The sequence below is a fragment of the Afipia dichlorophenoxyacetatis genome (assembly GCF_055386385.1).
This window is the reverse complement of the sequence record NZ_AP029250.1, coordinates 1852135-1876677: the sequence shown is the minus strand read 5'-3', so window position 1 is coordinate 1876677 and position 24543 is coordinate 1852135. Positions and strand designations below refer to the sequence as shown.

The window sequence follows — 24543 nt, the reverse complement described above, 5'->3', positions numbered from 1 at the left end:
AAGGCAATATCAATTGATTTGATTCGGCAACCTATGCGCGCGTCGCAAGAGCCGTCGTGACAGCCTTGTAACAAACAACGACAATCTGCATCACACCGGCGTCCGAAGTCGCATTCGGGCAAGCCGCAGCCCCGCCCCCATGGATTCGGGATACATCGACAAACGATCTACTGCTGACGGCGGCCGAACGATTCCGCGTAGGCTTCGGTGCGCGTGTTGATGAGCGGATCGTCGGAAGGCTCGATTCCGGTCGTCACGTTGGTCGGCAGGAACAGCAAGTCGTTCTCGACTTTCTGCGTATCCAGCGCCTTGGTGACGGCGATTTCACCAAGCTCCACCATTGGCCGGCTGTCCGGCCAGATCTTAGTGGCATCGTTGGTCGGATCATTCGCGTCAGCAACCTGAACCATCAGGCGAAACTTGACCGGGCCCTTTTCGACAGATGCCCGCAGATTATCGGCAAGCGCGTTTGGAGCACGCTTTGCAGCCTCCTCATCGCTTACAAAAGCAGGACCGCTCTCGGGGACGATGCGGTAACGGCCGAACTTGCTCACCCCTTGCGCATTGGTGAACTTGAACGCGTTGACGCCGAAGTAAGGCTCGGTTCCGTAGCTGACCGCCACAGGCCGTGGCGTCTGGACGAAAGCGAGTGCAGCCGGATGGGTCGACAGGAATTGTTCGACCGGCGTCGGCTTGGGCGCCGTGGGGCCACTTGCACCGACCGCCTTCAACAGCGCCAGAAAGTCTTCGCCGCTCGCGACCGGAAATCCATTCATCGATATGCAGACCAGGTCCACTTCGCTTCCATCAGCGAGACGAAACTTGGTCGCCATGCCGCGAACACCACCGGTCGATGGATCGGTGTCGGGCGCGGTCGGCAAGCCGCCCGAATTGGAAAAACGAATCGTCAGCGGCGTGGGCGCCCCCTTAAGAAAGGCCGCCGAACTGAGTGCATCGGCGCCCTGGGCCGGTGTGAACGTGCCTTCAAATACGGCGCCCTTGGCGTGGTTCGCGCGGGTATGCGGATGCACGCCATAGAGCGCGTTCATCTGATCGACCAACTGAACGCTGACCGGCTTGTCTTCCGCGCTGGCGCAGGTCGCGCCTGCCGCCATCAACACCGAAAATGCAATGCTCATTGTCACGCTTTGAAACGGTCGCACGATCATCATCCTCCATCACGGCATGCAAAATTAGCAAGGGGCTGAAAGTCGCGCCCGCGGCCGGCAATCTAAACTAAAATTGGTTCCCTGCAATCGGCTGACCTCATTCACCTTCTCGTGTCTCGCCTTCGCGCACAAAGATCGCGAACCGATAGACCTTTTTGTGCATGTGACAAATGACTAGGTATAGTGTCGGCGCTGGACGGCTGTCTCTCTTTGCGGAGAAGGGCAATGGCTGCCACAGACGCGCATTTTTCGGGCTCGATTCCCCAGATTTATGACCGTCTCCTGGTCCCGCTCATCTTCGAGCCCTATGCTCAGGACCTCGCTGAACGTATCTGTCGCGCCAAACCACGCGATCTTCTGGAAATCGCTGCAGGCACGGGCGTTCTGACGCGCGCCATCGTTTCCAAACTTCCTCCATCCACGCGGATCGTGGCGACCGATCTCAACCAACCCATGATTGATCATGCCGCCACGCGATTGCCCCCGGATCGCGTCACGTGGCAACAGGCCGATGCCCTGGCGCTGCCGTTCGAGGATCGAACATTCGACGCCGTCGCGTGCCAGTTCGGCGTCATGTTCTTTCCCGATAAGGTGAAAGGCTTCAGCGAGGCCCGGCGCGTTCTCAAGCCGCGCGGTCACTTCATGTTCAACGTGTGGGACCGGATATCGGACAATGAATTTTCCGATGTCATCACCCGGGAGCTCACCGCCCTCTTTCCACACGATCCGCCGCTGTTCCTGGCACGCACCCCGCATGGCTATCACGATGCCGAAAAGATACGCGAGGATCTGAGCGCTGCGCGCTTCACCAACATCGCATTTGAGACAGTCGATCACATCAGTAGAGCCGCATCGCCGCGCGACGCCGCCGTCGCCTATTGTCAAGGAACGCCGGTCCGAAACGAGATCGAAGCCCGTGATGCGTTGCGCCTCGGGGACGCGACGCAAGCAGCCGCGGACGCCCTCGCCCGGCGCTTTGGCAACGGGCCGATCGAAGGCCGTATCAGGGCGCATGTCATCACCGCCACCGCCTGACATCTACTCCTTCTGCTTCTGAATCTTCGTCACTGTCCTGGTCCCGCTTGTTCCCGACGTCGTGTAGGTGATCTTATCGCCCGCATGGACGTCTTCGAGCGACAAGCCCCCCTGGATTTTGAACTCCTCGCCAGCGGGCCCCGTGTTCGCGCCGACGGTGCCGCTTTGCTTTTCCTTGTCCTCTCCCTGAATCGAAACGGTGCCGTGAATGCGGTCGATTTTGGTAATCATTCCTGTCTGGTTCTCTTGAGCCAAAGCCGCCGAGCTGACGACGGCGAGGGCCGCAGTCCCAGCCAGAATGATTTTTGCGGTTGTCATGGCAGTCTCCGGTGATTGGCCTACCGGCGACAAACCATGGTGGCCGGATTGGTTCCTGCTGACACAGAATGGTCTAGTTCCATTCACCTGCGGAAAGGCTCGTGATGAGCACATCACACGGATATCGAATCCGCGTAGCTGTCCTGACACAGTTCAATGAGTGTCTTTACGAAGATAGTCTTAATGAAGGTCCTGCGTCGCAAATGACATTGCTCGATCTGATCAAGAACCTGGCCAACCTCGACCCTGATCTCACCATCTATGCAAAGAAACCCTGGCAGCCTTCATCGGAAGCCGTGGCGACGTTGCCGGATCCGGACGAGAATCCTGTCCCGCCGGAACTCGAAGCCCAAGACTTTCGCTATTTCCTGGAGGTCAGTGTCGCGACGGAGTTCGCAAAGGGCTGGCGCTCGACGAAGCTCCTGCCTCCTTCATCGAAGGCACTTTGCGAGCGATTGATTCAATACGCCATTAACGATGCGTAACGCGTCTTTTTAAACGTCACGTGATCGCTCGTCGAAGGCCCCTCTCCGATCGCCCTGCTGAATGTCTTTCCCCTGCCGCTTCCGCTTCAGCACCCGGTCATCCGGGAAAGGAAACCCGCACTTCTTCGCCTGAGCTTTCACCGCGACGATGCTTCGGCGAAATGCGACCGAAGCTCGTTGCGCTGATACACCGCTTTCCACCATCTGCTTAAGCCGCTCGAGGTCTTGAGCCGTCCAAGTTCGGTTCGTGACGTGCATTGCCGTCGTCATCCTGAGTTCGTTCAGATCGCTACTGGCTTGAGCTTAGGCTCGAAGCACGGCGTCGGTCGTATCAAATGATACGCGCGCCACACCGGCGCCACATCGGGGGTTGATACGTGATTGGCGCTCAATCAGAACTTGAGCTATAACGATTTTGCGGGGGAGAAGGATGATGGATGAACGAACTAGAAGAGCTTTTGAGGTCGTATGATGACGCGCTTGAAGCGTTACCGCGACAGGAAGCCTGGGGAGCGAGCGATAAAAGCCCGACAAGGATCGTTGGATTCCGAGAAACGACGCTGATTGTCCATCCTGAACGGCTGCAGGGGTTTGCCGATCGCGCTGTTGCGAGGGCAGCGATCGAGGCCCTGGTCAAAAAACACGGATGTTCATTTGAAGAGCGACGCGACGGCTCGTTCGCGATCCGCAAAGCTTAAAACGAGCTTATGCGATGTTTCAGGCACAAGCCCGGCGCTTCATGGCGTCGGGCATTTTCATTTGAGTGACGCGCCGTTCACTTGCCGTTCATCTGAACCCGGCGAGTTGAACCTCAAACAACACGACAAAAAAATCCCGGCCAGTTCATATAAAAACTGACCGGGAACAGTGAGCCCTCAAAACCAACTCAAGGACCGAGGAAGACTGGAGAAACAACGGTCCTTATGTTGGCAGTTACGAATTGAAAGCTCGTGATGCTGTTCCATCGCATTTGACGAAAACGCGATGCACTGTCGTTGTTCAGTTTCTCCCGCGGGCGAATATCGCGATGCGATGGATAGTGGTCAACGCATCGTTAAAAATGTCAGGAATGCGCGATGGCAGGCATGCGTGTTTAGCGATGCTTCACCAAGTTCATGACCATTCGAAGAAAATCCTGTTGATGCGTGTGGATTTCACAACAGTGAGTCACAAACTGCATAACCTCGGTTGAAGACTCCATTGTCAGCGACTTAAGCTGAACATGCTGCGGCGAGTGCTGACGCAGACTGGTAATGGGCGGGACAATGCCAAAATAATCAAGCGCGCGACTGAACGCGCGATCGCTGCAACAGCACCAACATCAAAGCATCACGCACCTGGAACCAAGACCGCACGCAACAGATGGGCGCGCCGGCTTTTGCTGATGAGCGCCTCGGTGGCGGCGCTAGCGCTATCGGCGGGATCAGCATCGGCACAGATCTGGAACGGAAGCACCAGCAACGACTGGACAAACCCAGCGAACTGGAACGCCGGAAACGTTCCGACGGGCGGTACGGGGGTTGTTATCGGTGCGAACAAAAGCCCTGTGCTGGGCGTCAATGGCCCGGCCAACGGTGTGACGGGCCCTCTTGCCATTTCGGGCGGTCTCACCATCGAGAACGGCAGCACGCTCACCAGCAACGCCAACAGCAGTGCGATCATTGCCATGGGTAATGCTGCCGGAGGCTTCGGCACAATGACAGTCACCGGAGCCGGATCACTGTGGACAGCATCCGGCACAGCAATAAGGGTCGGCGGCGCCGGAACGGGTGTGCTCAACATTCAAGATGGAGGGCAGGTCACCGCCCAACAGGGGGTCACACTCGCGGCCTCAGGCGCTGGCTCAGGGACGCTCAACATCACCGGCGGCGGCGTCCTGGAGACGACGAGCCTGGCCAAGGGGACCGGCACCGGAGTGGTTCAGGTCAATTTCGATAACGCCACCCTGCGCGCCCTTCAGAACACCGCCAACTTCTTCACCGGATTTACGAGTTCGCAGCTCAATATTGCCACGGGCGGACTGACGTTCGATACCAATGGTTTCACAGTCGGCACTCTTGGATTTACCGGCGTCGGCGGATTGACCGTGACCGGCGGCGGCATCCTCAATGTCGGAGGAACTCAAGGCTTTACCGGCCAGACCGTGATCGACAGCGGCAGCACGCTTGCGCTGCGGACCAATGGTAATCTTGCGGCATCCAGCGGCGTCACCGCCAACGGCACCTTCGATCTTGCAAATAGCGGCTTCACCAACGTCCCGATCCAGAGTCTCGCGGGCAGCGGCACCGTCAACATGACCACGAAGTCGCTGACGCTGACCAACGCACATGACACCTTTTCAGGCGTGATTCAGGGCACCGGCGGTCTGACCATCAACAGCGGCACGCAGACAATGAGCGGAGCCAATACTTTCACTGGCCTCGCCAGCATTGCCAGCGGCAGCACGCTGCAACTCGGCAATGGTGGTACCGGCGGCAGTATCGTCAGCGATGTGTCGAACAGCGGTACACTGATCTTCAACCGTTCCAACAGCATGACCTATGGCGGCCTGATCTCAGGTGCGGGCGAGCTGCGTCAGGTCGGAACCGGCGAGACAATATTGACCGGCGACAATTCGGGCTTCGCCGGCTTCACCAATGTGCAAGGCGGCACGCTGGCGGTGAACGGCAGCCTCGGCGGGCTTATGAATGTGAACGGCGGCCGCCTGCAAGGCATCGGCATTGTCGGCGACACCACGCTCGCCGCAGGTGCCACCATCGCGCCCGGCAACTCGATCGGCACGCTGACGGTGGGCAACTACACCGGCAATGGCGGCACGCTGGAAATCGAATCTACGCTCGGCGGCGATGCATCGCCCAGCGATAAGCTCGTCGTCACCGGCAACACGTCCGGCTCCACAAACGTCAAAGTGATCAACCTCGGCGGCACCGGCGCGCAGACCGTCAACGGCATCAAGGTCGTCGATGTGCAGGGCGCATCGAACGGCACGTTCTCGCTGCTTGGGAATTATGTATTCCAGGGCCAGCAGGCGGTAATCGGCGGCGCCTACGCCTACACGTTGCAGAAGAACGGCATCGCGACGCCGACCGATGGCGACTGGTATCTGCGCTCGAGCCTGGTCAATCCGCCAGCCGCAATGCCGGCCGGTGCGCCGCTCTATCAACCCGGCGTGCCGCTCTACGAAGCGCTGCCGCAGGTGCTGCTTGCGATGAACACCCTGCCGACATTGCAACAGCGCGTCGGCAACCGTTACTGGGGCGGCGATGTCGCCCTCCCCGCGCCGAGTGATGGGTCTCAACAACAAGGCGCGTTCTGGGCGCGCACCGAAGGCAACTACACCCGCACGACGAACAGCGGCGCGACGTATTCCAGCGCCGACATCGGACAATGGTCGATGCGCACCGGCTTCGATGGCCTGCTGTATCAGAACGGCGATGGCATGCTGCTCGGCGGCCTCACCGCGCATTATGGTCTCGCCACAGCCGACATCCGCTCGCTCTATGGCGACGGCCGCATCAACACGACTGCGCAAGGATTTGGCGCCACCGCCACATGGTATGGCGCGACCGGCTTCTATGTGGACAGCCAGGCGCAGGTCACCATCTTCGACAGCACCCTGAAATCCAATCTGCTTGGGCAGAACATGGCGCGCGACAACGGCGCGCTCGGCTATGCCTTCAGCATCGAGACCGGCAAACGCTTCGGCCTCAACGGACCGTGGTCGCTGACACCACAGGCGCAGTTGATCTATTCCGCCGTGCAGAGCGATTTCACCGACACGTTCGGCACCAACGTTTCGCTGAACAACAACGACCGGCTCACCGGCCGCCTCGGCCTCGCGCTGGAGCATCAGCGCGTCTGGCGCGACGACGCAGGCAAGCTGACCAGTGCCAATGTCTACGGCATCGCCAATGTCTATTACGAATTCCTCGGCATTACGGGCGTCAACGTCGCAGGTACAAATCTTGCCGGTAACCTTGAGCGCACTGCCGGCGGCTTCGGCTTCGGCGGCACCTACACCTGGGACAACAACAAATACGCGGTCTATGGCGAAGCGCTGGTGAAGACCTCGTTCGACGACAATTACAGCGTCGGCGGCACAGCCGGCTTCCGGATCAAGTGGTAAACCGCGTTTGTGATGCTCTTCGCTAGCCGGTTACCTGTAGCCAATTTTAACTGTCATCCCCCGATTGGGGGACGCACTTTGACGCCGAAGCCGCTATCGTACCTTGCATGGGCGATGACCGAGTGTTTCGCATATCAGTGGTGGTCGGAGGGCTACTCCCTGTGGCGCTCCTCGCTCTGGCGCTCTTTGTGCGCTAGCACCGCTGCATTCACAAAATAAAGTCCGAGGCTGGCACGACCTCGTAGTTGCCAACGCGCACTCGTAAAAATCCCGGCCAGCCCATGTGAAGGCTAGCCGGGCACAATTCAGCAATAGCTTCGATCTTCACGCGCCGACATACGCCGTTGACGCGATCTCCACGAGAAACTCGGGGCGCACCAGCGGCGTCTGGATGCAGTAGCGCGCCGGCAGATGATCGTTGAAGTACTGCTTGTACACTTCATTCATCGCCGCATAGTCCGACATGTCCTTCAGGAATATGTGGTTGAACATGACATTCTTCAGCGTGCCGCCGCCGGCCTCGATAGTCGCCTTGACAGCTTCAATCACAGCGCGTGTCTGCGCGCGGACGTCGCCGACACCTATTGTCTCGCCATTGGGTCCGATGGCCAGCATGCCGGACGTATAGATAAAGCCGGCGGCTTTCGTGCCAGAGCTGTAAGGCGCGAGTGGCGGTGGCGGATTCGGTGGAGTGAGAATTTCAATCGGCATGTTGGTTGGCTCCCTATTATTCGACCTTGATGTTTGCGGACTTGATCAATTCGCCCCAACGCTTTGTCTCGGCGGCGCCGAATGCTGCGAGTTCATCGGGCGTGGATGGCTTCACCTCGAAGCCCATGGCTTCGAATTTATCCTTGAACGCCGGAGACCCCACGATCTCGGCAGTTTCCTTGGCAAGGCGATCGACAATTGGCTTCGGCGTCCCGGCCGTGGTGTAGAGAGCGCCCCAGATTGCGCTTTGCAGCGTCGGGTAACCAAGCTCTTTCGTGGTTGGGAGGTCGGGAAGCACCTTCGATCGTGTCTCCGCCATGATCGCAACTGCCCGCAACTGGCCGGACTGCAGCATTGAAAGCGCATCCGGGATCGAGGGGAACATCATATCGAGCCGTCCGCCGACCATGTCGGTGATCGCGGGGCCTTGGCCGCGATAAGGAACATGCATGAGATGCGTTCCTGTTTCCCGATTGAACAATTCGCCACCAAGATGGGTTGGCGAGCCGACACCCGACGATCCGAAGTTGAGCTTGTCGCCCTCCTTCTTGAGCGCCGCAATGAGGCTCGGCAGATCGAGGTTTTTGAAGCGCTCGCTCGGGGTGATGACCTGCGGATAGATCGTCACCAGTGTCAGCGGCTGGAAATCCTTCACCGGATCGTAGGGCAGCTTGTCATAGAGATTGACGTTTGCAGCGTGCGTACCGGTGGTGGCCATGAACAGCGTATAGCCGTCGGGTGCGGACCGCGCGGCTTCCACCGCTCCGATGTTGCCACCCGCGCCCGGCTTGTTCTCTATGATCACGGGCTTCCCAAGCTTCTTTTGCAGCTCCTCAGCGATCACACGGGCCTGGGTGTCCGCGCTGCCACCCGCAGGGAACGGAACAACGATGCGCAAATTATGCGTCGGCCAATCGTCGGCGCGTGCACCAGCCGACAGCAACACCATCAACGCGATCGCAAGATGAACAATCCTCATGACTCTTTCCCTTTAAAAAACTCGATCGCAATCCGGTCGAATATCTCTGGCTCCGTGCGCGACAAGGCGTGACCGCCGCGCGGCTCCCAGTGGTGACGCGCTCCGGGGATAAGACGGGCATATTCCTCGGAGAAATATTTCGGAGTCAGAATGTCGTCCTGGGCACACACAATCATCGTCGGAATAGCGATACGCGAAAGTTCAGAACGGCGATCGAAGTTCAGGATCGCTTCGAACCGGCTCTCCTGGATCTCAGGATTGGCGAGCTGCCCTGCAGCAGCCGCCTCGATCTTTGCGACGTCGTCGGGATGAGCGTTGATCCAATACGGCGGATAAAGCAGGAGCGTCGTGTACTTGGCATATTCCGCCACACCCAGGCTTTCGAATATCTTTGTACGAAGGCCAAGGATCTTGCGGCGATAATCGTCACCGCACGTCGTACTCGCATAGACCATCATCGCGGAAATGCGCTCGGGGTAATCCAGAGCCGTCGCGACGCCGATCGCACCACCCGTCGAGTGGCCGAGATACATCGCACGATCAAGGCCGGCGTCGTCCATGACGGCCACAAGGTCGGCCGACATTTGCTCGATGGAATCGACCACCGTCCGACCGGATTGACCCGTGCCTCGCTGATCAAAGCGATAGACCGTAAAGTGTTTCGTCAAAGCGGGCAGATTCGGCGTCCAGTAGGCTCCTACGCCACCCAGACCGGCGCCAACGATAAGCGGGGGCCCCTCACCTTGTTTGTCCCAGTAAAGTTCACAACCCTGCCGCCTCGCCAATGGCATTCGTCATCCGCTCCGTGATGTGTTGTTGTTACTCAACATTGCAGGTCATCCCAATTGAAAGTTGGCTGTATCGTTCGAGCAACGCAATCGGCAAGCTTAAATATTGAGCTGAATTGATTGGTTTCCACGCAGTCCAGTTCAATGGATATCGTAGGTCCAGCTCGCGAATGAAGATGTGAGTCCTCATTCGCCGCAGATCAAAACGTGCTTTGCGTTTTCCTTGAAACAAAGAATCCGTGCCCACCTGCGTTGCTGCAAGTGACGCCGTTTGTTTCCGACTTGCATGTGAACTCCTTCGTCCGGAACGTGGTGCCGTATGGCAACGTCTCAAGGGTCTCGGAAGCGACGGTGTCCGTGTAACAGATACGATGACCAACCGCTCCGTTCTCGGCGACGGCAAACGCCTGCCCCCAATCCGTATCGCGACAATCGCGCGGCTTCGGCGGAACGGGGCCTTCCAGATTCATTACGTCACATCGCAGGGCATACGGCCGATCGAACCGGAACACCTGACAGAAGATATTCCGTGACGGCGTCTGAAAGCCTTCCACCGGCGCTGGCGCATTGCTGCGATCCGGTTGCGGCGCGGATTGCGCGACGCGCCGTTCTGTCGCCAGATCCGCAATCGTGTCCACCGTGTCTTGATCTGCGCTCTCGATTTTCTTAGCTCGACTGCTGTAGCCAAACTTGGCTCCGATCATATCGAGACTTTCTCGCCCTCTGACGTAGTCGTGGCAAATCCGCAGATACAGATCGATGGCCGATCTGTTGTATCCGAACTCTGCATCCTCCGAGAGAGACAGCTTTGTTCTCTGCCATTTATTGTTGTTATCCTTGAATGCGACGCTAGGGGCAACCACGCTGCAATTCGCAACATAATCCAGTGGCCGAATCTCCTGCGGCTTGCACTGATAGGATGTCGGATAATCCGCGCCGTCCTTGGAATGCGTTTCGCACTGAGCAAGCGTTGCTCCGACAAGCCGGCCGGTTTCGCTCTGTTTGATGTCCATGCGGTTTTCGATGCGGTACCAAGTGCACGCCCCCATCTTGCATGTCAGGTTCAGAAAGGGTTCGTCGGCCGCCCTTGCCACCCCCATTGCGCTCAACGACACAGCAAGCCCAATAAAAAAATGGATCACCCCAGATTTTGACAACCTAGCCCCCTTCTTAAATCGCAATCTGCTCCCGCTTCCGCGGGCGCATTATGAATATCCGAGTGTTATCACCGGGGAAGCCGCTTCGCCAAGTTGCCTGCATCGATGAGGCTATCCGAATCTGAAAGAGCCCTAACGCACCAGCCCTATCAGCTGTTTGCAATCAGCCAGCACGCGATCTTCGTTGATATTGGTGACACCGAGCAGAAATCCCTGCTGTTTGGAAGACTGTGTGTACCAACGCGAAAGAGCGGAAGGCGCAAGACCCAACGGCAGCGCACGCAAGGCGATGTCTGCATCTGAGACGGATTGTGGAAGTTCGATGACGACCGCGAGTCCGGCGGTCGCTTTCACCTTCACAGTCTCTCGTCCGACCTTATCAAGCGCGCGAAGAATGGTGTCCTTTCGCGCCGCATAGAGGCGCTTCATGTGACGCAGATGGCGCAGGTAACACCCCTCGCGCATCAATTCCGCGACCGCCCGCTGCACGCCGGCGGCAGGTGCCGGCGCGAGGCACGCGGCGACGTCGCCAAAGCGGCGAACCAATTCCGGCGGCACCACCATAAAGCCGAGGCGAAGTGTCGGGCTCAGCGTCTTGCTGAAACTTCCGATGTGGATCACGCGTCCGCCATGATCAAGCGACGCAAGAGCCGGAGCCGCGCGGCCGGTGAGCTGCAACTCGCTGAGGTAATCGTCCTCGACAATCCACGCGCCATTCCGCTTGGCCCATTCCATCAACGCAAGCCGTCGCGCAAGCGAAAGCGTCATCCCGAGCGGTGCTTGCTGCCCCGGCGTCACAATCGCCAATGCCGCCTCACGCGCGACCCGTTCGCCGGCAGCAACGTCCAGCCCCTCTGCGTCCACCGGAATCGCTTTCACGGTGATCCCGGCCAGGTCGAGTGCCGTACGTGTCAGCGGAAACCCCGGCTCCTCGATCCAGGCTGTCGCCTTTCCCAGTTGAAGGCCCTGCATCACCAAGCCGAGCGCACCGGAAAATCCCCCCGTAATGAACACCTGAGACGGATCGCAACGAATGCCGCGCGCGATGGCGAGGTAAGCGGTCAATTCCTTTCGCAACGAGAGATCACCGCGAGGATCGGGATAACTGACCGGCGCCATCACCGTCTGCCGCATTTCACGCGTCAAAACGCGCGACCACAGCTTAAACGGAAATCCGTCCTGCGCAGGCACGCCCATTTGAAACGGAAGCGGCTTGGTCCCGAAGTCGTAATAAAAGAAATTCGGAAGCGGCTTCGTCTCCGGTGACAATACCAGGCCGGCCGATGGCGAGGGACGCTCGCCGACACGACGCTCTGCGACGTGGGTGCCTGCTGCGCCTAAGCCGATCGCGAATTGCTCGGCGACCAGTCGCTCATAGGCGACGCGCACAGTGCCGCGGGAGACGCCGAGTTGAGCCGCGAGATCCCGCCAGGACGGCAACCTCGCGCCGGACGCAAATCGTCCGGCCTCGATTGCCTCCCGGATGCTCCGATAAATCTGATCCGAGAGCGGTATTTTCTTGGAGCGGTCAATTGAGATGGAGAAAGAAGCCATCGCTCGATGGTACAGCGAGATTAGCCGATCTCGGTACTGTTTTCTGACCAGGCCGGACCATATTTCGATTTCTCAACGAAGGAGAAATCCATTGACCAGCAACGGAAAAATGGCGAGCGACGGCGTTTCAGGTGTGATGATTCCTGATAGCCCGTTGGCGCGCGACGCAACGCAGTTTATCCGGGATACGGAAAGCGATTTGCTGTTCTCCCACTCCACTCGGGTTTATTTCTGGGGTGGCTTGCGAGGACAGCAGACGGGCCTGAAGTTCGACCCTGAACTGCTCTATGTCGCAGCCATGTTTCACGACATCGGCCTGACGAAGGGCTTCCAGAAAAGCCAGCTTCGGTTCGAAGTGGATGGCGCGAATACCGCACTCGAGTTTTTGCGCAGCCATGGAATCTCCGAGAAAGATATCGGAACGGTCTGGACAGCCATCGCACTGCATACAACTCCGGGAATTCCCGAATTCATGGGCCCCGAGATCGCTCTGCTGCAGGTGGGTGCCGGAATGGATATCGCCGGACGTGGTTATGAGACTTTCACCGATGAACAGCGTCAAGCTGTCGTGGCTGCCTACCCGCGCGGCAAGGACTTCGGAAACAAAGTCATCGATGCATTCTATCAGGGAATGAAGCATCGTCCTGCGAGCACATTCGGTACCTTCAACGATGATTTCCTCGCGGACAAAGACCCGAACTTTCAGCGTGTGAACATCTGCAGCGTCATCCGGGGCTCCCACTGGGAGCACGATCACTAAGATCACGAGCACCCAGAGGTTTGCTCAGGGCCGATATCTCAGCGGCCAGGTCTCCGTGACCACGTCTTAGCGACAGTGGCAGCCGCAGCTTCAAGTCAACATTAGATCGAGAAACACAGTGGATCGCCGATTATTCATGCTCGCCATTGGCATGTTCGCCATGGGGACGGACAACTTCGTCGTCGCCGGTATCCTGCCGAGCGTTGCAGCAACTCTCAACACATCCATCAGCCTTGCAGGCCAGATGGTCACCGCCTACGCGCTGTCCTTCGCCATTCTGGCGCCGGTGATGGCAGCTCTGACAGGAGGATGGCAACGCAAAGCGCTGCTCGTATCAGCGCTGAGCATTTTTGTGATCGGCAACGCGATCACCGCCATTGCCACGGACCTCAACACGGTGCTGGCAAGCCGGGCGCTGGCGGGACTTGGCGCGGCGATGTTCGCGCCGACCGCTCTCGGCGTTGCAGCCTCTCTTGTCGGGCAAGAGCGCAGAGGCCGCGCGTTGTCCACCGTGTCGGCAGGTCTTGCCGGCGCCACAGCCCTCGGCGCGCCTCTAGGAACATTTATCAGCGGCTATGGCAGCTGGCGCATCACGCTCTGGTTTGTCGCAGCCCTCGGTGCGCTCGCGATGCTCGGGCTAGGGTTGCTTCTGAAATCAGTGCCGCAGCCTCCGCGCATCCCGCTTCGCCAACGCCTTGCGCCGCTGCACGATAGCCGCATCGCCCTGACCCTGATGACGACATTGTTCGCGTATGGCGGCCTGCTGATGGTCTACACCTACGCCGGCCTCGTGTTCGACCGTGTCACACACGGAGATGAGCGGGCGCTCGCAGGACTGCTGCTGTTCTGGGGTGTCGCCTCAACCATCGGCAACGCGCTCGCGGGCCGCCTCGTCGACAGGTTCGAGAGCCGGAAGATCATCAACGCATCGCTCGTCATCCTGATTGTGAATTTTTGCCTGCTCCCCTGGAGCTCTGCTCATCCAGTGACCGCTGCCATCGCTCTTGCAGTTTGGGGCGCTGCCGGATGGGGCCTGATGATTCCGCAGCAACATCGTCTGGTGAAGACTGCGCCTCACGTCGCACCGCTGCTGCTGGCCTTGAACAACACGGCGACCTATGGCGGCCTGGCGTGCTCCGGATTGCTCGGCGGCGTCGTGCTGCTGGTGATCGACCAGCACTTCCTCAGCTTCATCGGAGCGGGGGCGCTTGCGATCGCTTTTCTGTTCGCGGAGATCGCACATACGGTGATTGCGTGGCGCGCACGGCTGGAGCGCAGGACTGACGCGCTGGCCGAGATTTGACGTCCCATCCCCAAGAAGCACCCAAGGCATTCATCAAGAGATTCACAAGGAGTTCGCAACATGTCGACCTACGTCCTCGTTCACGCGGCCTGGCACACCGGCGCCGAATTGGAGCCCGTTGCAGCTTTGATAAGAGCAGCCGGTCATCAGGTGTTCACCCCGACCCTCAAGGGAAATCGGCCGGGAGATGCGAAGACGATAGGGCTTGAAGAGCAAATTCAGTCGATCGTTGATTTCCTGTCGGAGAACAATCTGAACGACCTCATCCTACTTGGTCACAGCTCCGGTGGGATTGTCATCACCGGCGTCGCTGACCGTGCGGCCTCCCGCATTCGCCGTTTGGTCTATTTGAATGCGTTTGTCGCCAATAACGGAGAAGGCGTCACTGATCTGGTGCCGTCATACTATCCTGGCCTTCTCACCAAACGCGACGACGGTTCGGTTGTGTTGCCGTTTCCAATCTGGCGCGAAGCCTACATCAACGACGCAGATCTTGAGACCGCGCAACGCGCATACGACAAGCTCAATCCGCAGCCCTTCAAGACATTCACCGACAAAGTTGCGCTGCGTACGAATCCGGCCGAGATGACGCTGCCGAAGTCTTTCATCAACTGCACGGAAGACATGGCACTTCCCCATAGCTCCCCCTTTCACCCGAGGCTGTCGGAAAAGCTCGGACTGTTCCGGCTCGTCCAGATACCCGGCAGTCACGAACTGTGCTTCTCGAACCCGGCACGGCTTGCGCATGCCATCATCGAAGCCGGCAGAGATTGACTTGAGGACACGCGATGACGCCGAAGACTTCAATCGATCACACTGGTAACAACGACGACGTCATCATTCGCGGCGGGGCATTTATTTTCCCGGAGGAAATCGAAAGTGTGCTGCTGAGCCATCCGCTCGTGCGCGACGCTGCGGTCTTTGGCGCGCCGGATCCTGAGTTAGGTCAGCGTGTGGCCGCCGTTGTGCAACTGGAAGGCGATGACGACGACGCGGCAATCGACATCATTCGGGCCGCCATCAGCGAACAACTGGCGGATGAGAAAGTGCCGGAGCTGCTGCTGGCCGTTGACGCTGTGCCACGCAACCCGCTCGGGAAGGTTGATCGTCGGGCTTTGGCAGAAGCTGTTCTCGGCGTCCCTGCTCAGCGACGCAACTCGCGTCTGAGCTGACGATTGGATACGCGCGAAGGTGCTTGCGTACCGAACGCGGCCTCGCGCAAGCGAACCAATCCACCTCTGGATATGCGATCGAGATCGCGCTCACCGCGCCGAACCAACTCGACGATATGTTGTGCCAGGATCGGGCGCAGCCTGTCGGCTTCAATCGGCACGCCTCGGGCAACAAATCGATCCCATGCGTGATCGAAAGCCAGCGCCATCACGCGCGTCATGTCAGTGTTTGAATCGAGGCTCGTCACGATGTGTCCCCCGCTCATCGCGAGCGATGAAGTTGGCAGCAACTGTCGCTCCTGAATAGTGCGATTCGCACAAAACGAATGTCGTGGGAATGACGATTTAATGACTGTTGCATATCAAGCACGTTCCAGCCGAGGAACCGCAATTGACTTCCGGCTTCGCGGTGAAGATAGCACTCAAAAAAAACCCGATCGCGCTGAGCAATGCGATCGGGCCGGAAGTCATAGCTGAACCCCTGATGCGCAAGGGAACTGCAATGAATGTAACCGAAGCACATTCAATGAGAATGCCAATTCGCGCCGGGACTTTTTCCCGATCGGGGGTTCAGGAATTCCCCCAGCCCGCGGTGTGAGCAACCAATCGGCTATCGACGTCGATCACTTGCGATGCCCGAGCTGATATGTTCGGTGGCACCGTCAGGCCAAGCTTTCGCGCGACCGATAAATTCACCACCAGTTCGTGCCGAGACAACGTCTCTATCGGCAGGTCGCATGGCCTGCCCCCGTCCAGGATCTTCTTGACGGTGCGCGCCATCCGATGTGCGGCACGTTGAAGACCCGTGCCATAACAGAAAAGGCCTCCCGTTTCGGCCTGCCCCATCGGAAAGATGGAGGGCAAGCGATGCGTCATCGCGAGCTCCATAAGCCTTGCGCGCTGCACTCCGTTGATGGGTTGTTCGAGAACGATGAGTGCTTCGGCCTGCTCGCGTCCCATGGCCGCGAACGCACCCTCAAAATCAGGCCGAGGCCCGTCGATGCGGAGAACCTGCGGGCGCAACCCAAGGTCTGCAATGGCTCGCGCATTAGCGACTGACAGGCAATCGGAGACGCCCCGGTCGCCAAGAACTGCGATCCGGGCGAGCCCTGGCATCACTGATTGCAACAACTGCACATGCGTTCGCGCCTGGTTCGGATCGAAGGTCGTCACACCAGTCATGTGGTACAAGGGATTTCCAGAACATGTGGCAAGGCCCTCGCTGACTGGATCGACCACAACGGCATAAACGATCGGAATGTCGGTTGTCGCCGCTTGAGCAGCGCGCGCAGTTACCGCGCCGATGACTGCGATCAGATCAACATTGCTTTGAACCAGCTCTGTCGCCATGGCAGGAAGCCTGTCCAAATCGCCATCGGCTGCGCGGAGCTTGAATCGAATGTTCTGCCTTTCCACGAAGCCACGCTCACTCAGTCCTGCTTTGAAGCTTTCGACGGGACCCATAGTGCCGGCCGCCATGACACCAACGGTGGGCATGCCGCAGTTCAGCATATATTGCTCCTCCTGATTTTCGGCGCAGCAAAAACGCGGCATCAATTGGCCTTGATGCCCGCCTCCCGAATGACCTTTGCCCATTTGGCACTTTCGCTCTTGAACAAAGTCGCGGCCTCGTCAGGCGTATTGCCGACCGCCTCAAAACCAAGCGTCGCCATCTTTTCCCTGATGTCAGGCAGCGCGATGATGTTGACGATCTCACGCTGGAGCAGCGCGGTAATCTCCTTCGGAGTTCCGGCAGGAACGATGAACGCGAACCATCCTTCGCCCACGACGTCCGGGTAGCCGGCTTCCGCCATGCTGGGTGCATCCGGGAGCGCCTGCGACCGCGTCTTGCTCGTCACAGCCAGCGCGCGCAGTTTCCCGTCCTTGATTTGCGGCACGGCCGGCGGCAACGAGGTGAAGGCAATGGGCGTATGCCCGGCGAGCGTTGAGCCGATCGCCAGGCCCGCGCTGTTGAAGGGCACATGGACAAGGTCGAGGCCGAGCAACAGGCGGAAGTGCTCGCCGATGAGATGCGGTGGCGTCCCGATCCCGGGAGAAGCAAAGCTATATTTTCCGGGACTGGATTTGATCAGTGTCACGAGATCCTTGACGCTCTCGACTGCCAGTGACGGATGGACCGTGAGCACAGTGGGCGAAGTGACCGCGATCGTAACAGGGTCGAAGTTCTTGTAGGGATCGTACGGCACCGTGTCATACATGGCCGGGTTGACGACGATATTCGGCGGAACCACCAGGACGGTGTAGCCGTCGGCTGCTGCTCTCGCTCCCTGACCCATGCCGATATTGCCACCGGCGCCGCCGATGTTCTCGACGAAGAACTGTTTGCCGAAATGTTCGGATAATTTTTGTGCGGTGAGGCGTGCCAATATGTCAGCCGGACCTGCAGCTGCGTAAGGAACGATCACACGCACCGGCCGCATCGGATATGACTCCGCCGACGCGATCCTTGAGAACGCAGGCGCGAAGGCCGCGCCTGCTGTGAGCTGCAGAAATGTCCGGCGCAGAAGCTTCATGGCGAAATCTCCCGGCTTACGGGGACGGCGGTACAAGGCTGCTCCTACAAGGCAGGCTCTACAAAACAGCCTCGGCGTCAGCGCTCCCAAAACAGAGACCGGATTACCATTATCGAGAAAGATGAGCTATCATATGAAAACAGCAAAACTCATATTGAATGGGATATGGGAATGGAGCTGCGAGATTTCAGGTCTTTCATCGCAGTCGCGGAAGAAGAGCATATCACGCGTGCCGCTGAGCGGCTCGGCATGCAGCAGCCGCCGCTCAGCCAGCGAATTAAAGCCATCGAACGCGAACTCGATGTTCAGCTCTTTCTCCGCAGGGCGCGCGGCGTTGAACTGACCGATGCCGGGCGTGTCTTCCTCGATCATGCGCGCTCCATGCTCGCACAGTACGACCGCGCATTCGAGGCAACACGGCGCGCCGCACGCGGCGAACAAGGCAGCATCTGCGTGGGTGTCATGCCAACCACTCCGTTTCATCCGTTCGTGCCGTTTGTCATCCGCTCGTTTCGAGCAGCCTTCCCCGAGGTGTCGCTGACACTGGATGAGTGTCTCAGAGCAGAAGCTATTGGGCGTCTGCAAAATGAACAGATGGACGTCGCTTTCTTTCGGGCGTCCCCCACCGAACCGCAGGACCTGGTCATCCATCCATTACTTGTGGAGGACATGGTGGTGGCGCTGCCGCGCGAGCACGCATTGGCGCGACGCGACAAAGGCAGCGACGGGGCGCTCGCGTTGAAGAGCCTGGCTAGCGAGACATTCATTGTTTACGCGCGCCAACTTGGGCCTGCGTTTTATGAAGGGACGATGGCGGCCTGCCTCAAGGCAGGCTTCAACCCTCGCCTCGGCCAGGAAGCTCCCCGTATCACATCGGCGCTGAGTCTCGTCGCAGCCGGGCTCGGCATTGCCGTGGTGCCGGCATCCATGCAACGCATGGCGATGGACGGCGTCGCTTACCGTCGGCTCAAGGGTGCCGCTCAACCGAAGGCCGTTCTGACACTGGCCTCGCGCCGCGGCGACTCCTCGGCGGTGGTTCGTAATTTCCTCAGTCTGGTGAGGCGGGCCGCGAAAAACTTTCACGACGACCCCGGAAAGAACGACATCACTTAATCGGCTGCGCGCTAATCAGTCATTTTCCCAGGCAGCCAAGACCGCATTGACAGTCGACTTGTTATGGCTCGGATTCCACACCAGACGGGTCGAGATCGTTGGTGCCGGGTGAGCTATCGGCAGGAGCTTCACGCCGTCGCGGCGAAGGACACGCCAACTCGCTGGTCCAATGCTCACACATCCAAGCATAGCGACAGCGAACAATATCGTCGGCAACTGGCTCGCCTCCTGCACGACTCTCGGTTCGAAGCCTGCTGAGCGATACATGGATATGTAGAGATCATGTCCGGCCGGATCGTGATCGCGTGCCAGGTTAACAACCGGCTCCCCCTCCAGTTCAGAAATCGAAACCTCCGATCTCTGCGCCAAACGGTGGTTCGACGGGACGAGGCAAACAACCGGTTCAACATGCACCGTTTTGAAAGCCAATCCCGTCACGCGAGCTTCCGATCTCACAAATCCGAAATCGATATCGCCACGTTTGAGCGCTTCCAGTTGTTCGCGACCTCCCATTTCGCGGAAACGGAATTCGAGAGCAGGCTCGATGTTTCGTGCCTTTTCAATAAAGCGGGGGAGCACCTCGAGCGTTACAGCTCCGATCGTGCCGACGGTCACCAATCCGAAGCGTCCCTCCTGCGCTGCAGACGCGTTACGGGCGAGCAGATCTGCCTTCGAAAGAAGTTGTTCGCCTTCCGCATACACAAGTTCTCCGGCCGCGGTCAGGGTGACTTTTCTTCGGTCCCTCGCGAAGAGCATGACGCCGAGACGCCGTTCCAATTCCTGGATCTGCAAGCTGACTGCCGATTGGGTGGCATTCAGCCGATCCGCAGCGCGCCGGTAATGCAATTCCTCCGCAACGACCATGAATGTACGGAGCAAGCGAAGCTCAAGCTGCGGGCGTTTGTTCACGATTTCTCATCCTGTGATCAAGATCGGTCCCTGTTCGCTCATCCCGCCGCCAGATAGCTTTGGCATCCGCCGCTATCGCGCGAAAGTCATTTAAAAAACAATCCATGGTTGCGGGTGTCGACGCGCAGCGAGGGGCGGATAGCTAATACAAATCACAAAAAAACGAAACAAACAGGGAAAACGCCGTGACTGACAAAAACCTCCTCCGTTCGACGGCCCTTGGTGCCGTGATGGCCCTTAGCCTTGCAATTCCGGCCTTTGCGCAAATTCCGAACAATACGCTCAAGGTCGGAGTGTTGTCCGACATGTCGGGCCCCTTCTCGCAACAGGCCGGCGCCGGCTCTGTCGTTGCGGCTCAAATGGCTGCCGAGAAATTCCGCGAGGAAGCGGGCGACCTTAAAGTCGAGATTCTCTCCGCCGATCACCAAAACAAGGTGGATGTCGGGTCTTCGCTGGCGCGGAGCTGGCTCGACCGCGACGGCGTGACTGCGATCGTCGACCTGCCGAATTCAGGTGTCGCGTTGGCGATCAGCAATCTGCTGAACGAAAAGAACCGCGTCACATTGGCCTCGACCGCTGCAACATCGGATATGACCGGGAAAGATTGCAAAGCCACCACAGTGCAGTGGGATTGGGATACATGGGCGCTCGGTAACGCGATGGCGCGCGCAGTCACCGGATCTGGCGGCAAGAGCTGGTATTTCATCTCGTTCGACTATGCTCTCGGCAAGGCGCTTGAGCGGGATACAAGCGAAGCGGTTGCGGCGCTCGGCGGGAAGGTTTTGGGCGGGGTGAAACATCCGCTCGGGACCATGGATTTTTCGTCGTACATTCTTCAGGCCCAATCGTCCGGCGCGGAGGTGATCGCTCTGGGTGACACCGGCGCGGACGCCGTCGACGCGATCAAGCAGATGGCCGAATTTGGCGTCTTTAAAGGGAAGACGAAGCTGGCGGCTCTCTTTCTTCTGCTGACCGATGTCCAGGCGATCGGGCCGGAACTTGCGCAAGGAACGCTGCTTGCAGAGCCGTTTTACTGGGACCTGAACGACAAAACGCGTGACTTCGCAAAACGCTTTGGCGCCCGGATGAACGGGCAAATGCCCACCACCGATCACGCCGGCGTTTACTCATCCGTTCTGGCCTATTTACGCGCTGCAAAAGCGGCCAACACGATCGAAGGAGACAAGGTTGTCGCCGAAATGCGCAAGCATACGATCGACGATGACTTGTTCGGTCCGACAGATATCCGCGTGGACGGCCGGGCCGTTCACAACATGTACGTGTTTCAGGCCAAAACGCCGAGCGAGTCAAAGAACAAATACGACCTCTACAAGCTCGTGCAGACCATTCCTCCGCAAGAAGCATTCCGGCCGCTTAACGCAGGCGGATGCCCCCTGGTGAAATAAGCAGACCTAACCCCGATCGGTCACCCATCGACAGAGAAGGCCCTCTTCTCTGTCGATGCGCTGTGTAACGCAATGAAGAATGGAAACAAGAAATGCAAAAGTCAGACCGGCTCCACGGGAAAGTCGCGATTGTCACCGGCGCAGCGCAGGGCATAGGACGAACATATGCCTTGGCCCTTTCATCCGCGGGGGCCAAGGTTTGTATCTCCGACACGACCCTTCCGAGCGAGACGCTGGATGAAATCAAAGCCACGGGAGGTCAGGCGATTGCGGCCGTCGCCAATGTCACGGATTCGACGTCTCTCGATCGAATGGTCGCCGAAACGGTATCGGCGTTTGGCGGCCTGAATATTCTCGTCAACAATGCCGCCTTGTTCGGAAAACTCGGCATGCAGAGTTTTTCCGATATTCCGGTTGAAGAATGGGATCGCGTGATGGCGGTCAATGTTCGCGGAACGTGGCAGACGATTTGTGCCGCGACTCCCGCCATGCGCGCAGGTGGCGGAGGCAAGATCATCAATATCTCATCCGGAACTGTGTTTAAGGGAAGCCCGTTCCTGCTTCACTATGTGACGTCCAAGGCCGCAATCGTCGGACTGACACGCTCGATCTCGCGCGAGCTTGCCGCCGATAATATCTGCGTCAATGCAATCGCGCCCGGGCTGGTGATGAGCCCCAATGTTCAGTCGCACCCAGGATGGGCGGACGTTGCGAATTCGATCGTCGCAAGCCGCGCGATCAAGAGGGACTCAACACCAGAGGATTTGATCGGCGCACTGTTGTTTCTGTCATCCGACGACAGCAACTTTGTCACCGGGCAGACGATGGTGGTCGACGGCGGATCTGTCATGCACTGATCTTTCGACCTGAAAGATCGGGATCGGATAAAAACAGGGCGGCCTCCGGAGAGACCGCCCTGCTCTCTTTTGAACGTCCCGCCAATCACCCGCGGTGATGCACCTCCTGCAAGCCGTAGACCGGTGTAGGAAGTCCCTCCATGCGCGCCTTCAGCTGCAGCGAGAGAAACTGCGAGTAGTGCCGCGACTGGTGCAGGTTGCCGCCATGAAACCACAGCGCCTCCTGCTGCGTCGGCTTCCACATGTTGCGCTGCTCGCCTTCCCACGGGCCGGGGTCTTTTGTCGTGTTCGAGCCAAGCCCCCAGACCTTGCCGACCTTGTCCGCCACCTCTTTTGAAATGAGGTCCGCGGCCCAGCCGTTCATCGAGCCGTAGCCGGTGGCATAGACCACGAGATCCGCGGGCAGTTCGGTACCGTCGCTCAGGATCACGGAGTTCTCCGTGAGCTTCTTCACATCGACACCGCTCTTCAACTTGACGCTGCCGTTGGCGATCAACTCCGATGCGCCGACATCGATGTAATAGCCCGAGCCGCGCCGCAGATATTTCATGAACAGACCGGACTCGTCGTCGCCGTAGTCGAGCATAAAGCCTGCCTTCTCGAGGCGCTTGTAGAACTCCGCGTCCTTCTCCCTGATCGCGTTGTAAACCGGGATCTGGAATTCATGCAGGATCTTGTACGGCAGCGACGCAAAGATCAGGTCGGCCTTTGCGGTGGTTACGCCGTTCGCCACCGCCTGCTCCGAATAGAGTGGCGCAAGCCCGATCTCCATGAGCGAATCCGATTTCACGATGTGCGTGGTCGAGCGCTGCACCATAGTGACATCCGCGCCCGCCTCCCACAGCGCCGCGCAGATATCGTGCGCGGAGTTGTTCGAGCCGATCACCACGGCCTTCTTGCCTTTATATTTGTCCGGCCCTGGATGCTGCGACGAATGGTGTTGATCGCCCTTGAACACATCCATGCCTTCGAATTTTGGCATGTTGGGCTTGGCGGACATGCCGGTGGCAAGCACGAGTTGCTTCGGCTTGAGCACGATCTCCTTGCCGTCGCGCTCGACGACAACCGTCCATTCCTTCGCCTTCTCGTCGTAGCTGGCTTTCTTGCAGGTGGTCGAGCTCCAGTAATTGAGCTCCATCACCTTGGTGTACATCTCCAGCCAATCACCGATCTTGTCCTTCGGCGAGAACACCGGCCAATTTTTAGGGAACGGCAGATACGGCAGATGGTCGTACCAGACCGGATCGTGCAGGCAGAGCGACTTGTAGCGCTTGCGCCAGCTATCGCCCGGCCGCTCGTTCTTCTCGATAATGATGGTCGGCACGTTGAGCTGACGCAACCGCGCACCCAGCGCGATGCCACCCTGTCCGCCACCGATGATGACGCAATAAGGCTGGCGCGTGATGCCGAGTTCAGCGGCTTCCTTCTCCCGCCCCTCTTTCCACGTGACGCGGTTGCGATCGGCGCCGTGCTTCACGCCCATGGGCCGGTCGAAGCCTTGCGCTTCCTCGTGGCCTTTCAGTTCCGCCATAGTGGTGAGCAGCGTCCAGATCTTGCCATCCTTCAGGCGCATGTGGCCGAAGCCGCGCGCGACATCAGTCTCGAACTGAATCCAGCTCTCGATCAATCCATCGGTGTCGGTCGCGTCTTCACCCTCCGCAATTGTCCAGTTCGTCGGCTTGGTGTCGGCAAGGCGCGCCTTCAGCATGTCGCGGACCTGATCCTTGCCCTCCATGGTTTTTACGTTCCAGGTGAAGGTGACGAGATCGCGCCAGTAACAGTCGGCCTGGAACAAATCGACGGCGCGGTCCACGTCGCCAGCGGACAGCGCCTTGCCGAAGTTGTCGAGCAAGTCAGACACGGTTTTGTTTGGAGCCTTGTCGAGCGTGGTATCGAGCATTCTGAAGTCCTCCCTGGGGCCGCCGAAGCGAGCGTTCGCTCTATTTTTCTGCGGCGCGTTGAAACGCGCCACTGGACGCGGCGGAAGCGATGGACTTGCGCCGCTTCATTCGATCTGCAGGACGTCCGAAAATGTTAGCACTTTGCGCCAAGGAGGCGAGCGAGAAACGGTGTCACGCTGAATCGCCGGCGGGATCGCATGTGCAGCGCGAAGACTGACGATTGCGTTGCGGCATGAGAGCGCCGGCACGATTGGTCCGTCTCTCAT

General features: G+C 58.8%; 22 protein-coding genes. 10 read left to right on the top strand and 12 right to left on the bottom strand.

Annotated elements, in window-relative coordinates; all coding sequences use genetic code 11:
• Nucleotides 1-167: 167 nt before the first annotated feature.
• Entirely contained in the window at nucleotides 168-1139 is a 972-nt protein-coding gene (locus ACZ5C3_RS08630; protein WP_464044647.1) for a catalase family peroxidase, read from the bottom strand.
• A 255-nt stretch (nucleotides 1140-1394) separates the two neighbouring features.
• Between ACZ5C3_RS08630 and ACZ5C3_RS08625 the strand changes: the two genes are divergently transcribed.
• On the top strand, nucleotides 1395-2204 hold the full coding sequence (locus ACZ5C3_RS08625; protein ID WP_464036885.1) for a class I SAM-dependent methyltransferase: 810 nt from the start codon (nucleotides 1395-1397) through the stop codon (nucleotides 2202-2204).
• A 3-nt stretch (nucleotides 2205-2207) separates the two neighbouring features.
• Here ACZ5C3_RS08625 and ACZ5C3_RS08620 read toward each other — a convergent pair whose 3' ends face one another.
• Nucleotides 2208-2522: a copper-binding protein gene (locus tag ACZ5C3_RS08620; RefSeq protein ID WP_464036883.1), complete on the bottom strand. Its 315-nt coding sequence runs from the start codon at nucleotides 2520-2522 to the stop codon at nucleotides 2208-2210.
• 104 nt (nucleotides 2523-2626) lie between these two features.
• Between ACZ5C3_RS08620 and ACZ5C3_RS08615 the strand changes: the two genes are divergently transcribed.
• The gene (locus tag ACZ5C3_RS08615) at nucleotides 2627-3007 is read left to right on the top strand and encodes a hypothetical protein (RefSeq protein WP_464036882.1); all 381 of its coding nucleotides are present in this window, start codon (nucleotides 2627-2629) and stop codon (nucleotides 3005-3007) included.
• A 1384-nt stretch (nucleotides 3008-4391) separates the two neighbouring features.
• A complete protein-coding gene (locus ACZ5C3_RS08610; protein WP_464036881.1) occupies nucleotides 4392-7133 on the top strand; it encodes an autotransporter family protein in 2742 nt (913 codons plus the stop codon).
• A 324-nt stretch (nucleotides 7134-7457) separates the two neighbouring features.
• Here ACZ5C3_RS08610 and ACZ5C3_RS08605 read toward each other — a convergent pair whose 3' ends face one another.
• The 5 genes from ACZ5C3_RS08605 to pdxR form a co-directional block, all read right to left on the bottom strand.
• The gene (locus ACZ5C3_RS08605; protein WP_464036880.1) at nucleotides 7458-7844 is read right to left on the bottom strand and encodes a Rid family hydrolase; all 387 of its coding nucleotides are present in this window, start codon (nucleotides 7842-7844) and stop codon (nucleotides 7458-7460) included.
• 16 nt (nucleotides 7845-7860) lie between these two features.
• Entirely contained in the window at nucleotides 7861-8823 is a 963-nt protein-coding gene (locus ACZ5C3_RS08600) for a Bug family tripartite tricarboxylate transporter substrate binding protein (RefSeq protein WP_464036878.1), read from the bottom strand.
• Nucleotides 8820-9614, bottom strand: coding sequence for an alpha/beta fold hydrolase (locus ACZ5C3_RS08595; protein ID WP_464036876.1), 795 nt, complete (start codon nucleotides 9612-9614; stop codon nucleotides 8820-8822). The genes ACZ5C3_RS08600 and ACZ5C3_RS08595 overlap by 4 nt, the downstream gene beginning before the upstream one ends.
• Nucleotides 9615-9811: 197 nt before the next feature.
• Nucleotides 9812-10624 carry a DUF6636 domain-containing protein gene (locus ACZ5C3_RS08590; RefSeq protein ID WP_464036874.1) on the bottom strand — a complete coding sequence of 271 codons (813 nt, stop codon included), beginning with the start codon at nucleotides 10622-10624 and terminating at the stop codon, nucleotides 9812-9814.
• A gap of 276 nt (nucleotides 10625-10900) precedes the next feature.
• Nucleotides 10901-12322 carry a MocR-like pyridoxine biosynthesis transcription factor PdxR gene (gene pdxR / locus ACZ5C3_RS08585; RefSeq protein WP_464036873.1) on the bottom strand — a complete coding sequence of 474 codons (1422 nt, stop codon included), beginning with the start codon at nucleotides 12320-12322 and terminating at the stop codon, nucleotides 10901-10903.
• A gap of 109 nt (nucleotides 12323-12431) precedes the next feature.
• Here pdxR and ACZ5C3_RS08580 point away from each other — a divergent pair, with 109 nt between their 5' ends.
• From ACZ5C3_RS08580 to ACZ5C3_RS08565, 4 genes are all read left to right on the top strand, one after another.
• Nucleotides 12432-13082 carry an HD domain-containing protein gene (locus ACZ5C3_RS08580; protein WP_464038295.1) on the top strand — a complete coding sequence of 217 codons (651 nt, stop codon included), beginning with the start codon at nucleotides 12432-12434 and terminating at the stop codon, nucleotides 13080-13082.
• A gap of 118 nt (nucleotides 13083-13200) precedes the next feature.
• Nucleotides 13201-14385, top strand: a complete 1185-nt coding sequence (locus tag ACZ5C3_RS08575; RefSeq protein ID WP_464036871.1) for an MFS transporter — start codon at nucleotides 13201-13203, stop codon at nucleotides 14383-14385.
• A 60-nt stretch (nucleotides 14386-14445) separates the two neighbouring features.
• A complete protein-coding gene (locus tag ACZ5C3_RS08570; protein WP_464036870.1) occupies nucleotides 14446-15159 on the top strand; it encodes an alpha/beta fold hydrolase in 714 nt (237 codons plus the stop codon).
• 14 nt (nucleotides 15160-15173) lie between these two features.
• Nucleotides 15174-15557 (top strand): AMP-binding enzyme, encoded by a 384-nt coding sequence (locus tag ACZ5C3_RS08565; RefSeq protein ID WP_464036868.1) that lies wholly within the window; start codon nucleotides 15174-15176, stop codon nucleotides 15555-15557.
• Here the strand turns inward: ACZ5C3_RS08565 and ACZ5C3_RS08560 are convergent.
• The 3 genes from ACZ5C3_RS08560 to ACZ5C3_RS08550 all read right to left on the bottom strand — a co-directional run bounded on the left by ACZ5C3_RS08560 (nucleotide 15530) and on the right by ACZ5C3_RS08550 (nucleotide 18091).
• Nucleotides 15530-15847 (bottom strand): hypothetical protein, encoded by a 318-nt coding sequence (locus ACZ5C3_RS08560; RefSeq protein ID WP_464044646.1) that lies wholly within the window; start codon nucleotides 15845-15847, stop codon nucleotides 15530-15532. The genes ACZ5C3_RS08565 and ACZ5C3_RS08560 overlap by 28 nt on opposite strands.
• A 280-nt stretch (nucleotides 15848-16127) precedes the next feature.
• On the bottom strand, nucleotides 16128-17069 hold the full coding sequence (locus ACZ5C3_RS08555) for an ABC transporter substrate-binding protein (RefSeq protein ID WP_464036864.1): 942 nt from the start codon (nucleotides 17067-17069) through the stop codon (nucleotides 16128-16130).
• A 41-nt stretch (nucleotides 17070-17110) separates the two neighbouring features.
• A complete protein-coding gene (locus ACZ5C3_RS08550; protein WP_464036863.1) occupies nucleotides 17111-18091 on the bottom strand; it encodes a Bug family tripartite tricarboxylate transporter substrate binding protein in 981 nt (326 codons plus the stop codon).
• A 171-nt stretch (nucleotides 18092-18262) separates the two neighbouring features.
• Between ACZ5C3_RS08550 and ACZ5C3_RS08545 the strand changes: the two genes are divergently transcribed.
• Nucleotides 18263-19204 (top strand): LysR family transcriptional regulator, encoded by a 942-nt coding sequence (locus ACZ5C3_RS08545; RefSeq protein WP_464044645.1) that lies wholly within the window; start codon nucleotides 18263-18265, stop codon nucleotides 19202-19204.
• Nucleotides 19205-19219: 15 nt separating this feature from the next.
• On the opposite strand, the gene ACZ5C3_RS08540 is transcribed toward ACZ5C3_RS08545, so the two are convergent.
• The gene (locus ACZ5C3_RS08540) at nucleotides 19220-20113 is read right to left on the bottom strand and encodes a LysR family transcriptional regulator (RefSeq protein WP_464036861.1); all 894 of its coding nucleotides are present in this window, start codon (nucleotides 20111-20113) and stop codon (nucleotides 19220-19222) included.
• Nucleotides 20114-20298: 185 nt separating this feature from the next.
• Between ACZ5C3_RS08540 and ACZ5C3_RS08535 the strand changes: the two genes are divergently transcribed.
• Both ACZ5C3_RS08535 and ACZ5C3_RS08530 read left to right on the top strand, forming a co-directional pair.
• Nucleotides 20299-21519 (top strand): ABC transporter substrate-binding protein, encoded by a 1221-nt coding sequence (locus ACZ5C3_RS08535; protein WP_464036859.1) that lies wholly within the window; start codon nucleotides 20299-20301, stop codon nucleotides 21517-21519.
• A gap of 92 nt (nucleotides 21520-21611) precedes the next feature.
• Complete coding sequence (locus ACZ5C3_RS08530; RefSeq protein ID WP_464036858.1) at nucleotides 21612-22376, top strand: SDR family NAD(P)-dependent oxidoreductase; 765 nt, start codon at nucleotides 21612-21614, stop codon at nucleotides 22374-22376.
• Nucleotides 22377-22461: 85 nt separating this feature from the next.
• Here the strand turns inward: ACZ5C3_RS08530 and ACZ5C3_RS08525 are convergent, their stop codons facing one another.
• Complete coding sequence (locus ACZ5C3_RS08525) at nucleotides 22462-24276, bottom strand: NAD(P)-binding domain-containing protein (protein ID WP_464044644.1); 1815 nt, start codon at nucleotides 24274-24276, stop codon at nucleotides 22462-22464.
• Between the last annotated feature and the right edge of the window lie 267 nt (nucleotides 24277-24543).